At 38.5% G+C, this 12,935-nt stretch carries 10 protein-coding genes and 27 tRNA genes; all 37 read right to left on the bottom strand.

The features are described from left to right. Positions 1 to 333 precede the first annotated feature (333 nt). The 37 genes from B2008_RS05585 to B2008_RS05765 all read right to left on the bottom strand — a co-directional run bounded on the left by B2008_RS05585 (position 334) and on the right by B2008_RS05765 (position 12,910). Positions 334 to 870, bottom strand: a complete 537-nt coding sequence (locus B2008_RS05585) for a hypothetical protein (protein WP_281827783.1) — start codon at positions 868 to 870, stop codon at positions 334 to 336. Between the two features lie 107 nt (positions 871 to 977). Then, positions 978 to 1,433, bottom strand: a complete 456-nt coding sequence (gene smpB / locus B2008_RS05590; RefSeq protein ID WP_281827781.1) for an SsrA-binding protein SmpB — start codon at positions 1,431 to 1,433, stop codon at positions 978 to 980. A gap of 12 nt (positions 1,434 to 1,445) precedes the next feature. Then, complete coding sequence (gene rnr, locus B2008_RS05595; protein ID WP_281827779.1) at positions 1,446 to 3,770, bottom strand: ribonuclease R; 2,325 nt, start codon at positions 3,768 to 3,770, stop codon at positions 1,446 to 1,448. A gap of 68 nt (positions 3,771 to 3,838) precedes the next feature. Then, positions 3,839 to 4,072, bottom strand: a complete 234-nt coding sequence (gene secG, locus B2008_RS05600) for a preprotein translocase subunit SecG (RefSeq protein ID WP_281827777.1) — start codon at positions 4,070 to 4,072, stop codon at positions 3,839 to 3,841. Between the two features lie 52 nt (positions 4,073 to 4,124). Next, positions 4,125 to 6,203 carry an LTA synthase family protein gene (locus B2008_RS05605; protein WP_281827776.1) on the bottom strand — a complete coding sequence of 693 codons (2,079 nt, stop codon included), beginning with the start codon at positions 6,201 to 6,203 and terminating at the stop codon, positions 4,125 to 4,127. An 80-nt stretch (positions 6,204 to 6,283) separates the two neighbouring features. Continuing rightward, positions 6,284 to 7,309, bottom strand: coding sequence for a lysylphosphatidylglycerol synthase transmembrane domain-containing protein (locus tag B2008_RS05610; RefSeq protein WP_281827774.1), 1,026 nt, complete (start codon positions 7,307 to 7,309; stop codon positions 6,284 to 6,286). Continuing rightward, positions 7,310 to 8,353 (bottom strand): glycosyltransferase family 4 protein, encoded by a 1,044-nt coding sequence (locus B2008_RS05615; protein WP_281827773.1) that lies wholly within the window; start codon positions 8,351 to 8,353, stop codon positions 7,310 to 7,312. After that, positions 8,346 to 9,518: a glycosyltransferase family 4 protein gene (locus tag B2008_RS05620; protein ID WP_281827771.1), complete on the bottom strand. Its 1,173-nt coding sequence runs from the start codon at positions 9,516 to 9,518 to the stop codon at positions 8,346 to 8,348. The genes B2008_RS05615 and B2008_RS05620 overlap by 8 nt, the downstream gene beginning before the upstream one ends. Before the next feature lie 119 nt (positions 9,519 to 9,637). Continuing rightward, positions 9,638 to 9,722 (bottom strand) — tRNA-Leu (locus tag B2008_RS05625). Positions 9,723 to 9,759: 37 nt separating this feature from the next. Continuing rightward, a tRNA-Cys gene (locus B2008_RS05630) sits at positions 9,760 to 9,830 on the bottom strand. Positions 9,831 to 9,850: 20 nt separating this feature from the next. After that, a tRNA-Gln gene (locus B2008_RS05635) sits at positions 9,851 to 9,922 on the bottom strand. 7 nt (positions 9,923 to 9,929) lie between these two features. Next, a tRNA-His gene (locus B2008_RS05640) sits at positions 9,930 to 10,002 on the bottom strand. Between the two features lie 13 nt (positions 10,003 to 10,015). Beyond that, positions 10,016 to 10,086 (bottom strand) — tRNA-Trp (locus tag B2008_RS05645). Between the two features lie 5 nt (positions 10,087 to 10,091). Next, positions 10,092 to 10,173, bottom strand: a tRNA-Tyr gene (locus tag B2008_RS05650). 7 nt (positions 10,174 to 10,180) lie between these two features. Next, a tRNA-Phe gene (locus B2008_RS05655) sits at positions 10,181 to 10,253 on the bottom strand. A 6-nt stretch (positions 10,254 to 10,259) separates the two neighbouring features. After that, a tRNA-Asp gene (locus tag B2008_RS05660) sits at positions 10,260 to 10,333 on the bottom strand. Positions 10,334 to 10,336: 3 nt separating this feature from the next. Beyond that, positions 10,337 to 10,410: transfer RNA gene (locus tag B2008_RS05665), tRNA-Met, on the bottom strand. A gap of 6 nt (positions 10,411 to 10,416) precedes the next feature. Beyond that, positions 10,417 to 10,505 (bottom strand) — tRNA-Ser (locus B2008_RS05670). A gap of 32 nt (positions 10,506 to 10,537) precedes the next feature. After that, a tRNA-Glu gene (locus B2008_RS05675) sits at positions 10,538 to 10,609 on the bottom strand. Positions 10,610 to 10,784: 175 nt separating this feature from the next. Further along, positions 10,785 to 11,114 carry a YoaK family protein gene (locus B2008_RS05680; protein WP_286822574.1) on the bottom strand — a complete coding sequence of 110 codons (330 nt, stop codon included), beginning with the start codon at positions 11,112 to 11,114 and terminating at the stop codon, positions 10,785 to 10,787. Between the two features lie 196 nt (positions 11,115 to 11,310). Next, a complete protein-coding gene (locus B2008_RS08285; protein ID WP_349678050.1) occupies positions 11,311 to 11,463 on the bottom strand; it encodes a DUF1275 family protein in 153 nt (50 codons plus the stop codon). A gap of 71 nt (positions 11,464 to 11,534) precedes the next feature. After that, positions 11,535 to 11,623: transfer RNA gene (locus B2008_RS05690), tRNA-Ser, on the bottom strand. Positions 11,624 to 11,625: 2 nt separating this feature from the next. Beyond that, positions 11,626 to 11,700, bottom strand: a tRNA-Ile gene (locus B2008_RS05695). Between the two features lie 4 nt (positions 11,701 to 11,704). Beyond that, positions 11,705 to 11,775, bottom strand: a tRNA-Gly gene (locus B2008_RS05700). A gap of 23 nt (positions 11,776 to 11,798) precedes the next feature. Further along, positions 11,799 to 11,871: transfer RNA gene (locus tag B2008_RS05705), tRNA-Phe, on the bottom strand. Between the two features lie 6 nt (positions 11,872 to 11,877). Next, a tRNA-Asp gene (locus B2008_RS05710) sits at positions 11,878 to 11,951 on the bottom strand. Positions 11,952 to 11,954: 3 nt separating this feature from the next. After that, positions 11,955 to 12,028 (bottom strand) — tRNA-Met (locus B2008_RS05715). Positions 12,029 to 12,041: 13 nt separating this feature from the next. After that, positions 12,042 to 12,115: transfer RNA gene (locus B2008_RS05720), tRNA-Ile, on the bottom strand. Positions 12,116 to 12,127: 12 nt separating this feature from the next. Continuing rightward, positions 12,128 to 12,201, bottom strand: a tRNA-Met gene (locus tag B2008_RS05725). 28 nt (positions 12,202 to 12,229) lie between these two features. Then, positions 12,230 to 12,303 (bottom strand) — tRNA-Pro (locus B2008_RS05730). Between the two features lie 6 nt (positions 12,304 to 12,309). Continuing rightward, positions 12,310 to 12,383 (bottom strand) — tRNA-Arg (locus B2008_RS05735). 8 nt (positions 12,384 to 12,391) lie between these two features. Continuing rightward, a tRNA-Leu gene (locus B2008_RS05740) sits at positions 12,392 to 12,477 on the bottom strand. 9 nt (positions 12,478 to 12,486) lie between these two features. After that, a tRNA-Gly gene (locus B2008_RS05745) sits at positions 12,487 to 12,558 on the bottom strand. A gap of 11 nt (positions 12,559 to 12,569) precedes the next feature. Further along, positions 12,570 to 12,642, bottom strand: a tRNA-Thr gene (locus B2008_RS05750). A gap of 25 nt (positions 12,643 to 12,667) precedes the next feature. After that, positions 12,668 to 12,749: transfer RNA gene (locus B2008_RS05755), tRNA-Leu, on the bottom strand. A 13-nt stretch (positions 12,750 to 12,762) separates the two neighbouring features. Beyond that, positions 12,763 to 12,835, bottom strand: a tRNA-Lys gene (locus tag B2008_RS05760). A 2-nt stretch (positions 12,836 to 12,837) separates the two neighbouring features. Beyond that, positions 12,838 to 12,910: transfer RNA gene (locus tag B2008_RS05765), tRNA-Val, on the bottom strand. Positions 12,911 to 12,935: the final 25 nt, after the last annotated feature.

A 12,935-nucleotide genomic window follows, 5' to 3' on the forward strand; every position in this document is an offset into this window, starting at 1 on the left:
TTGTTCAGTTTTCAAAGTACTAGCTCCGTCTGCTTTGTGCAGACGACTTTTTTATTTTAGCAGATGTCTTGTTCTCTGTCAAGAACTTTTTCACCCGCGCCGTCGCGCTTTCGCCCGACGACAGTTTTATATATTACCAACTTTTTTATTCAAATGCAAGTCTTTTTTTATTTTTTCAATAATCAAGATTTGCTTTCTCAAAAAGCTGACTTAATTAATTTACCCTAATTTTAATATTTTGACAAGTATAAATTCAAATGAAATGTTTAGCGAATCATGTTAAAGTTGATATATCAACTTTGAAAGGAGTTTTAAAAAATCAAAAACGAGGTTTTAACCTCGTTTTTGATAGCCTACACATGGACATCTCAAGCCTTTAATAGCCAAAACATGTCTTTTCAATTCATTGGAAATTTCCAAAAAATCTCTATCGCAGCCATGAATAACCTGACAAAATAGCTTTTCGTATATTTCTTCGGCTACACGATTGAGCTCAACCGTCGAAATTCCATCATTATCCATCGCAAATCTATGAATTATCTCTTTTAAGTCTTTAATTAAACGATGCTTTATTATCAAACGTTCGCTATGTTTTCGCTGATTATAGAGCCACAAATAGAACTGATGGTTCTTATACAGCATCCGCAAACAATTCTCTAATGCACGATCAATTAGTTCATTATCCGCATGTGACATTCCAATCATCATATCATTGCGCAAAATCAAATATATTATATCCGTAATCGAATTATACATACTGTAAAAACTATTACGGCCAATCTTTTGACTTTTGCAATAATCACTAACAGTGATCCTAACTTTTCCCAATTGCCAAAATTCTAAAGCAATTTCTTTCTCACGATTTCTCATTTCTTTTCCTCCTTATCGTGGGAAGTATTTAAATGTATCAATTATTTTAGGTTTTGACAAGTATTTATAGTAAAAATCTATAAAAAAAGCATGAGCTAAACTCATGCTTAAACACGATATTTTCTGCGAATTTCACGTTCTTGATCACGCTTTTTAATCGTTTCGCGCTTATCGTACTGTTTCTTACCTTGCGCTACCCCAATTAACACTTTGGCAAAACCATGCTTCAGATATACCTTTAGCGGAATGATAGTTATTCCTCTTTCTTCTGCAGCCTTGGCTAAACGTCTGATTTCATTTTTATGCAAAAGAAGACGGCGACTCCTTAACGGATCATGATTGTAACGATTTCCTTGCTTATATTCACTGATATGAACATTTTCGAGAAAAGCGGAACCATTAATAATTTGTACATATCCATCTTTCAAAGTAATTCGCCGTGCCCGAACAGATTTAATCTCTGTTCCAGTCAAAGCAATTCCAGCTTCTAGTGTTTCCTTAATAAAATAATCATGTCGTGCTTTTCGATTTTGCGCAAGTAAATTTTCGTTTTTTTCTTTCATCAAAAATCAGTCCTAACGTCTTCCTGAACGACTGCGTCCGTTTCGATTGCGACCACGACTATTGTGAAAATTTCTGCCGCCACGATGGCCATGATTATTGTTAAAGCCACGATTTCCGCGTCGCTTATTATTCATCCCTCGATCATTATGTTTATGCTTTGGTGCATTTGGATCATAGACCTCAAAATCAAGCTGGTGCTGCTCAACATTTGCATTAATAAGCGTAACTTTAATTGGCATACCGATCTTATATTGCTTATGGGTCTCGCGACCAGTCAAAGTTAATGATTTTTCATCAAAACTATAGAAATCATCAGTTAAGTTGGAAATATGGATTAATCCTTCAACCGTATTTGGCAATTGAATAAACATCCCAAAACTAGTCACTGATGAAACTACAGCATCAAAATGTTGACCGACTTTATCTTCCATGTATTCAGTCATTTTAAGATCATCAACTTCACGCTCTGTATCAATTGAGACTCTTTCCTGCGTTGAAGTCTGATCAGCAACATCTGGCAAATAGCTAGCAAAATGCTTCTGTACGTCTTCGCCCATGCCTTGATCTGCATAAGCATGAATCATACGGTGTACCATCAAATCTGAGTAACGCCGAATTGGTGAAGTAAAGTGGGTGTAATATTGTGCGGCCAAACCAAAGTGACCCAAATCTTGTTCAGCATAATGTGCCTGCTTTAAACTACGCAGCATCATCATCTGAACAACTGCTTCTTCAGGAGTTCCCTCAGTCTTAGTTACGACTTTCTGCAAATCAATTGGTTTAACATTGTTAGGATCAGCCTTGATATTCAAACCAAAGGCACTGCAAAACTCGAAAAAGCTTTTAATTCTTTCGCCATCTGGAGTTTCATGAACACGATATAAAAATGGCACGTGCTTACGATAATAATCTTCAGCTACGGTTTCATTTGCCATTAACATAAACGATTCGATCATCTTTTCGGCAGTACCGCGTTGATGAAGGACGATATCAATTGGCTTGCCTTGATCATCAACAATAATTTTTGCTTCTGGTTCTTCAAAATCAATAGCACCACGAGCATGACGCTGTTTGTACAAAACTTTATGCAATTCGGCCATTTCTTGAAGCATCGGACGCAATTTGACATATTTATCTTCTAAACCATCCATTTCCCCAGCCAAAGTCTTATTAACTTTGTTATAGGTCATTCGACCATGTGAGCGCATGAGAGATGGATAAATCTTATAGCCTACACGTTTACCTTCTGGGGTAATTTCCATGTCACAGGACAAAGTAAGACGGTCTACGCCTTCATTTAACGAACAAATTCCATTTGATAAACGAAATGGCAGCATTGGAATAACTTGGTCAACTAAATATGTACTGTTGCCGCGAGCAAATGCCTCTTCATTTAAAGGTGAATTTTCTGTTACATAATGAGAAACATCAGCAATGTGGACACCCAAGTGATAGTTGCCATTAGGCAATTTCCACAAAACGACAGCGTCATCAAAGTCTTTGGAATCATCCCCGTCAATTGTGACAGCAGGTTGATCGGTAATATCTACTCTACCCTTTCTTTCCTCATCAGTAACATGATCAGGAATTTCATTTGCCTGTTTCATTGCATCTTCAGGCCATTCAACGCGTACGTCATGGGCAGCAACAATAGACATGATATCAACGCCTGGATCATTTTTATTACCAATAATGTTGATAATGGCACCAGTCATAGAATCCGGATTATCTTTGTCAGGATAGTTTTTGATTGAAACCTTAACCATGTCGCCCATTTGTGGTATCAATCCATTTTCACTGACGTAAACTCGATAATTATGCAGTTTCTTATTGCTGCTTAAAACGTAGCCAATAAAATGACTAATTTTTACTTGCTCATCAGTTAGAGGATGGAATTCACCCACCAAACTTTTGAGACCATGTTCAATAATCTTAGTTACTTGTCCTTCTGGTCCCTTGCCGTTCCATGGATTGCCATCTGCTGTAATCTTTACTTCAACGCGGTCTCCATCCACAGCATAATCAGTAAAGTCTTTTTGAATGAAAATATCATCAGCATCTTCATCATCTAATCTAACAAAACCAAATCCTTTATCGTTGGCTCTGAATTCACCTTCAACAATAGTGTTTTCTTGTGCTAGTTGATATTGTCCTTTTCCGTCAGTAATAATTTTCTTTTCATGTTCTAAGTAAGACAAAGCTTTGATCAGTTCAGTAAAATTGCCTAACCGATCCCTTCTTGCCATTTTTTCAACTTGATCTACTCGAAATTGTTTTTGCGGATTATGGCGAAAAATTTCTAAAACGCCGGCCAAAATTCGTTCGTTTTGTGCCATTCTTTTCTCCGTTTCTAAAAAATATTAAAAAAAAGCCTCCCAACTTCTGTGATCGGGAGGTACAAACTTTATTTTGAAGACATATATGCCAATACAATGGCTAAGGCGAAAAATAAAACCAACAAAACTGCAGTTATTTTTTCCATAAATGCTTCAAAACCACGTTTTTTGGTTTGACCACTAAAGACTGCACCGCCAGATAAAGCGTTCAATGCATCTTGTTGTTTCTGTGGCTGCATCATTGTAGCGATGATGATAAGAATCGAAACAATGATAATAAGTGTCATAAATAGATTATACACAACGATGCCTCCATTACTCGGTTATGATTACTGATCAATTTTATCATAAAAATCATTTCTTTGCAGATTTATTTTTCAATTCTGGTGCATCAGTCTTAAATTCTGATTGAGTAGATTTCTTATGATTCTTATACCAAAGCGACGTTTTAATCTTTGAAGAGAAAAGTTTCTTCAAGCTTTCAGTCTTGTTATAGTTATAATCTTTTGTTTTTACTTTAGTAAACCATGATGGCTTATAGAAGCGCAGTAAATTACCGTTGATAACACGGTCTGACAAGGATAGCTGGGTAGTTACCTTGTTAGAAATTGCTGTCAATTTTGCTTTTAATTTTTTGCTTGGATGCTTAATTTCAACGCCGGTCTTAGTGTAGTAATAATTGCCTGTTACTTTTGCATACTCTGGCGTAATGAAATCGCCGTTTCTTTGTGCAACTATCTGTGGCGCATCTTTACTCAACAAGTCATGTCCAAATTGAATGGTTCCTTTGTCATTTACTCCTAATAAGTTTAACAGTGTTGGCAAAACATCGATTTCACCACCATAAGTGTGATCGATTTTACCTTTAAGCCCCTTCATATGGAACATCAACGGAACACGCTGGAAGTTTAAATTGTCAAAATCATTGAAACTATCTTTACCAAGAAGCTGTGCTGAAGCTTTATGGTGATTGCCTGAAATTCCGTAGTGATCACCATAAAACATGATTAAAGTATTTTTATCCAGTCCAGTCTTCTTCATCCATTTCATTAATTGACCAACAGCTTGATCTAAATAGTGAGCAGTTTGAATATAGCCATCGACGGTTTCATCCCCAGTGTTGGTCTTGGAAATGGTTTGATTTTGTTTGTCCAAGTTATAAGGATAGTGGTTGGTAACAGTAATCATCTTTAAATAAAATGGCTGCGGTAAACGTTCAATATATTTAATTGATTGCTGGAAGAAAATTTTATCTTTTAGTCCATATCCTAAATAATAGCCAGATTTATTGTTGTAATAGCTAAGTGGCATAAAGTATTGATAACCAAAAGATTTGTATGCATTATTTCGATTCCAGAATGATCCTTCACCACCATGCATTACGGCAGTAGTATATCCTGCTTCTTGATGCAAAATTGCCGGGGCACTTTCAAATGTATTTGAAGTACCATAACTGGACATAGCTGAACCAGATTGTAAGCCGTAGAGTGAATTTTCAAGCATCATTTCCGCATCAGAAGTTTTACCTTGACCAACCTGATTAAAGAAATTATCGAAGCTAATTGTATCTTTAGCATGATAAATCTTATTCAAATTAGGAGTAACTTCCTTGCCTTTCCACTTGAAGCCGATTAAAAATTGCTGGAAACTCTCCAAGTGAATTACCAAGACATTTTTTCCTTTAGCAACGCCTGTATACTCAGGATTTGGTTTGACGTAATTTGCTTTCAAATAGCGTTGAACGGATTTTAAATCGTTAACGTTGGCTTTTGCCATTTGAGCACTGGCTTGGGCGGTCTTAAAGCCGTCATAAACTGCATATTCATTGATGCCAAGATATTTGACAATATAGTTGTTATCAAAGGTTCTTGTTAATAGTCCTGAACGATCATGCTGCGCCATCATTAAGTTCAGCCCCATTAATGATAAAGCCAAAAATTCAATTAAAAAGTTGATTCTAAGTTTTAAAGGTCGAATATCAATTCTAATTACTTTAGTCAAAAGCAGAATAATTACTAAAGCCACATCGGCAAAGGCCAAGAAATCGCTGCCTAAAGTTATGCCAACGATACTTTTGCCTAAATTATCTGAAGTTGACCCCGATGTTTTAATAATCGAGAAAGATAGAAAATTAGAAAATTCACGATAATACAAAATATTGGCGAACAACCAAAGACTGAGCAAAAAATCAATCGTCAAAATTATCCAATATGATTTTCGTCCTTTAAAAAACAGTCCAATTCCTAAAAGCAGCATTCCCGCAGGAATTGGATTTAAGAGAAGCAGGAAGTTTTGCATTGAACCCACTGCACCTAAACTAAATTTTGTTAAATAGATAAAGTAGGTTTTCAGCCAAAACAAAACTAAAACGATGGTAAAAAAGCCGAGCTTTTCATGAGTTAGCCATCGCAAAAAAGATTTTGTACGTGCCATTTTTCTCCTCCTATTCGCTATCTAATTTTACTACGCTTAATTTGACTAAAAACAAATCAGACAGTGAATTTCGGTAAAATTTAATTATCTTCAGCACTTTTTATTTTTTCAGGTTTAAAAATCCAACCGAAGATACCTAATATCATGCCAAAGAAATAAGTTGCAAAGCGCCATAAAAACATCCCTAAAACAAGAGAACCACTGCTGGCAACAAATGTTGAAAATAGAGTTTGAAAACTATATTCCGCACCACCTGAAGCCCCTGGAATTGGGATAATTGCCATAAACATGATGATCATGATATTCATTTGCGTTACAGCAAACCATGAAGCATGAACGTTTAAGGAAACTAACACCATAAAGGGAATTGAATAGAAACACAAAAGTTGAAGGATTGTTAACAAAGTTGCTAAAATTAACTTCTTTTTTTCATGTTTTAGTTTCTGGCTTTCGGCATAAAACGTTTCAATTTTTTCCATTGTAGCCTGGCGCCATTTTTCCACCTTTTCAGCATTTATAAATTTAGCTAACAGATTCATTAGCCAATTAGTTGCCTTTTTTGTCCAATTGTAAACAAACATAATTGCCAATAAAAAAAGCGTTGAGCATACATGGATCAATAGGCCGATGACTATAAAAATTGCCAGACCTGCAAACTTGGTAGCGACCATGTGAAAACCAAAGACAATTGTAACAATATAAGCCAAAAAAACTACAACCTGATAGATGATAAACTTCATCAATAATAGCGAAGTTGCTCGTCCACCTTCAATTCCCATTTGAACCATCGCGGCCAATTGTGAAGGCTGGCCCCCTGTAGATAATGGCGTTATCGCATTGAACAATGCCTGAATAATTGGAATTCTGAAAAATGACCATTTCGATCTTTTAGGTTCATTTTTCCTTTTAGCTAGGGTTGCTAAAATTCCAGCTTCAAAAACATATGATAAAAGCATCAGCAAAAAAATCCCGGCAAAAGCCCACCAGTTCATTCCTTGTGCTGCTTTAGCAATCTGGTCAACGGGAGTTGATTTTAAATCCGTATAAAGTACAAAGGCGCTGATCATTAAAACAATCAGTATGCCCCATAAATGTTTTTTATTCATTTAGTGAATTTGTCCTAACTTTTTTCCAAGTTCATATTGCTCGTGATAAAAATCATTCCAAATCTTAGCTAGATGTTTTTCTGAATATTGCGCACTCGCCTGTTCAGATAAAGCCTGATATTTCTTCAACAGACTTTTATCTTTGACTGCTTGTCTTAATTGGGCATTCATTTCATCAAAATCCTGCCCCTTCATGTAATAGCCATCAATAATTGCTTTATATAAATCCAAATCCCGCAATAAAACTGGCGTACCACAACTAAAGGCTTCCAAAACCGACATTGGGAATAATTCATCAAAAGATGGCAATAAAAATAAATCAGCAATATTCAGGTAATCGACCAATTTTGCTCGATCAACAATCCCCGTAAACTTTAAATTCTTAGGAGGATTATCAACCAATTTCTTGTAATGATCATAGCCATCCGTAATCTTGCCAAATGAAAAGCCACCTGCCCAAATAAATTGTACGTCTGGGTTGGCTTCTGCCATTTTGGCAAAGTCATCCACGCCTTTTCTTTGCTGCACTTGACCATCGCCAAATACGACGAATTTATCTAACGGAATGCCCAATTGATGACGAAATGCATTTTTCTTGGTTAAGGGCTCAGTATAAAATTCTTCTCTTGAAACAAAGTTAGGAATATATTTTACTTTATCGCGTTTAATTCCGTATTTAACTAATTTATCAATAAAAATTGGATTAACTACGACAATCTGATCCATTCTTTTATAAAAATCAATGACGTAATTATAGAATACTTTTTTAGCAAAACCTGGTAGTTTAATTGAACCTTCCAATGTGTCAGGCAAGAAATGAACGTAGCCAATTTTTCGTCCACGAGCAGGAGAAAAACTGTTGGCATAATATGTCGGATTGATCGTGTGATAGTGAGTTAAATCACTATTGCCATATTTATTAATCGTTACATAAAATTCATCAGTTAAATCTTTTCTCAGCAAGTTAATTAGCTCGTTATAGGCAGAACCAACACCCTGCCCTTTAACTGTATCAGCTTGAGAAAACATATTAATTCTAATCATTTAGTTCCTCTTCCTGCTTTTCCTGATAGTTTGCAATAGCATAATCATAAAAATCGTGAACTTCTGTTGCAAAATGAGCGGCAGAAATTTGATTTAATTTTTCTTCTAATTCAGTTTCAGGAATATCTTGATGTCCCTGTTTAAGATAATTCAAAATATCTGTCAGAATCTCTTCACGCGTTGTAAATACTTTACCTAAAGTGTCGTTATCAAAAACATGCTCTGTATAATCGGTATCATAAACAACACATTTTGTACCAGCCGCTAAAGCTTCAATATAAGTTAACCCTTGCGTTTCCGTATCACTTGCTGAAACAAACAAGTCAGCCATCCGATAAAAATTGCCAACATCTCCATGTTCGACATTGCCAGCAAAAATAACGGAATCTTCTAAAGTTAATCGTTCAACCTGTTCTTTTAAAATATCAACATCAGGACCATCACCAGCGATCACTAGCTTTACATCTGGGATCTGTTCTACGATATCGGGCATGACATTTAAAATTCGATCAATTTTCTTTTCTGCAGCTATTCGACTTAACGTCAAAATCACAGGTGCTGTAGCAGAAATGCCTAAATCCTTTCGTACATCCCGTTTAGCGTCGGCATTCATGGCTGCAATATCTACTCCGGTTGGAATAACCCTCATCGGAATTTTAACGCCATAGCGGGTTAAAAGGTCCTTTACGCGAACACTGGGTGCAATCACACCATCCATATTTTTTAAATAGCCTTTAGTAAATTGCTTAACATGGTAAGGTCTCAGTAAGTGCCCATTTAAAACATAATGGAGATAATCCTCATACATCGTATGATAAGTATGAATTGCGGGAATTTTTAGTTGATGTGCTACATATTTCCCAATCATCCCCAAAGCAAATTCAGTTTGAGTGTGAACTACATCTAGCTTAACTTCTTTAGCAACTTTTACGGCTTCAAAAAACCCCCGAAAAGCAATTCTTCTTTCTTTAAAAGAAACAAAGGGGATGCTGCTAAAACGAAAGATGTTTGGCTCTACTGTTCCCTTTTTAAGATTCGGGTCAGTTGTAGTAAAAATAAAAACATTGTGCCCCTGTTTTTCCAGAGCATCTTTTAAAGTTTTAATCGATGTAGCTACTCCGCTAATTTGCGGATAATATGTATCGGTGAAAAGACCAATATTCATCTAAATACCTCCGTATATTGGTATTATAGAGATTATAAGCAATATTAGCAATTTATATTAAAAAATATAAATATTTTATCAACAAAAAAAGACCTAGCCATAGCTAGATCTTATAAATATAGCGGTGATCGGGGTCGAACCGATACGTCCTAAACGGACACCAGATTTTGAGTCTGACGCGTCTGCCAATTCCGCCACACCGCCATGATATTAATTTATTCAGCTTATAGCAGCTGGTTAAAGGCGGGGGTCGGACTCGAACCGACGATTAAGGTTTTGCAGACCTCTGCCTTACCACTTGGCTACACCGCCATGAGCTTATTATTAACAAATTGGGATAACTGGATTCGAACCAGTGCATGTTAGAGTCAAAGTCTAATGCCTTACCGCTTGGCTATATCCCAATATTAGGGCGGAATGTGGGATTCGAACCCACGCATGCCGGATCCACAAACCGGTGTGTTAACCCCTTCACCAATTCCGCCATGAAGGTTAAACAGGGATAGTAGGAATTGAACCCACATCAGCGGTTTTGGAGACCGATGTACTACCATTATACGATATCCCTATTAATGGAGGAGGGTGGATTCGAACCGCCGAACTCAGAGAGAGCGGTTTTACAGACCGCCGCGTTTAGCCACTTCGCTACTCCTCCGGGCTGATGGCGCGGGACGGAATCGAACCGCCGACACAAGGAGCTTCAATCCTTTGCTCTACCAACTGAGCTACCGAGCCATCTTACGGTCCATGTCGGATTTGAACCGACGATCTTCTCCGTGACAGGGAGACGAGATAAACCACTGCTCCAATGGACCAAATTGCGGGAGCTGGATTTGAACCAACGACCTTCGGATTATGAGCCCGACGAGCTACCAGACTGCTCCATCCCGCGATATTAAGGAGGATGTGGGATTTGAACCCACGCGCGAGCATAACCCGCCTGACGGTTTTCAAAACCGTTCCCTTAAGCCACTTGGGTAATCCTCCATAGCTTATGAATGCCTGTATTAAACTGGCAATGACCCGTACGGGATTTGAACCCATGTTACGGCCGTGAAAGGGCCGTGTCTTAACCACTTGACCAACGGGTCATTAAGTCTTGCTTAATTAACGCAAGGCACCTAAATATAATAACTGATTGCGGGTCATTTGTCAAATGTTTTTTTGAAATCTTTTAACAACTGATCAAATTATTCATTGCCCCTCGACAACGATAACTATGTTACAGGATATTTTTAGTTTATGCAAGCCTTTTTTGCAACTTTTTTATTTTTCTGACCTATACTCCTGTTTAACTAATACTCCATATGCAATATTTGCCATAATCAAAATCATACTTGCAATCCAAATAGTTCTAATGCCTAAACATTTTTGCATTAATGCTGAAATTAACGCTCCGAATGTGAATGAAAGAACAATAATTAAATAGTCTTTACCACTTGCTCTTTGACTCTCATCATCAAGTATATAAAATTGACTCCAAGATAAAACCGTCTTATGTAAATTTCCAGATGTAAATACATTACTGTACCCTAACCCATCTATTTTTCTAAAAGTCCCACTCTGCATGGCAATACCTAAAGCAAGAAAAGGCACTATGTAATAATTAGGTAGGCTAACGGGAATAAAGCCTAATGGTTGAAATAACCAGAAGCGGCACCATTTCGATTATTCGCCAATAAGGACTTCTAGTCTTCGAATGAATTAAAACTACAAAAAACAGGCCCAAAATAAATCCTAGGATAGTTAATCCTCTATTTAGTATACCTGATACGTTTCCATTTGCTAGAGATTAACTAAAGAAAATTACATTCCCTGTTTGACCGGCAGATAAAGTATGTCCACGTAACATGTAAGTATAAGAATCTATGAATCCCCCACAAAAGGTTAAAGCGGTTGCTATTTGGATCTTTTGAGCAATCTTGTTCTCAGGCTTAATATCCATTTTCAATTTTCAATCTTTCTTAACCAACAAAAAAAGAACCTTGCCTAAGCAAGATTCTTTATTCAACAATACGGAGTAGGAGAGATTCGAACCCTCGCGCCGGAAAACCCGACCTACGCCCTTAGCAGGGGCGCCTCTTCAGCCACTTGAGTACTACTCCAATGGGCCTAAATGGACTTGAACCATCGACCTCACGCTTATCAGGCGTGCGCTCTAAACCAGCTGAGCTATAGGCCCAAAAAGCGGGTAACGAGAATCGGACTCGCGACTAAAGCTTGGAAGGCTTTCGTTTTACCACTAAACTATACCCGCAACTTATCAAAGTACAAAACGAATGGCGCGGGACGGAATCGAACCGCCGACACAAGGAGCTTCAATCCTTTGCTCTACCAACTGAGCTACCGAGCCATCTTACGGTCCATGTCGGATTTGAACCGACGATCTTCTCCGTGACAGGGAGACGAGATGAACCACTGCTCCAATGGACCAAATTGCGGGAGCTGGATTTGAACCAACGACCTTCGGGTTATGAGCCCGACGAGCTACCAGACTGCTCCATCCCGCGATAATATTCACTATGGACCTTGTAGGACTCGAACCTACGACAGGACGGTTATGAGCCGTCTGCTCTAACCAACTGAGCTAAAGGTCCAAGCTTACAAAATAGCGGCGGGGGGAATCGAACCCTCGACCTCCCGGGTATGAACCGGACGCTCTAGCCAGCTGAGCTACACCGCCAAAACCTTTTGTAACCTGTAGATTACAATCGGGAAAACAGGATTCGAACCTGCGACCCCCTGGTCCCAAACCAGGTGCTCTACCAAACTGAGCCATTTCCCGTAAACATGCGCCCTGAAGGATTTGAACCTTCAACCTTCTGATTCGTAGTCAGACACTCTATCCAGTTGCGCTAAGGGCGCATCACTAGTGCCGAGGACGAGAGTCGAACTCGTACGGTTGAAACCAACCGCGGGATTTTAAGTCCCGTGCGTCTGCCAATTCCGCCACCCCGGCATAAGTGAAAGCGGAAGACGGGATTCGAACCCGCGACCCCCACCATGGCAAGGTGATGTTCTACCACTGAACTACTTCCGCAAAATATAAAATGCCGATTATACGACTTGAACGTACGACCCCCTGTTTACAAGACAGATGCTCTACCAACTGAGCTAAATCGGCATAAATGTCAATATGTGGTTGGCAATACGGGTGGTGGGACTTGAACCCACACGTCCGAAAACACTAGAACCTAAATCTAGCGCGTCTGCCAATTCCGCCACACCCGCAAAATCAGGGTCATGAGCCGTGAGGGACTTGAACCCTCGACCCACGGATTAAAAGTCCGTTGCTCTACCAACTGAGCTAACGACTCGATGGAGGATACAGGGCTCGAACCTGTGACCTCCTGCTTGTAAGGCAGATGCTCTCCCAGCTGAGCTAATCCTCCATAAGCACGGCAGCTGCCTACCCTC

Source organism: Lactobacillus sp. UBA5813, from assembly GCF_002417895.1.
GTDB lineage: Bacteria > Bacillota > Bacilli > Lactobacillales > Lactobacillaceae > Lactobacillus > Lactobacillus amylolyticus.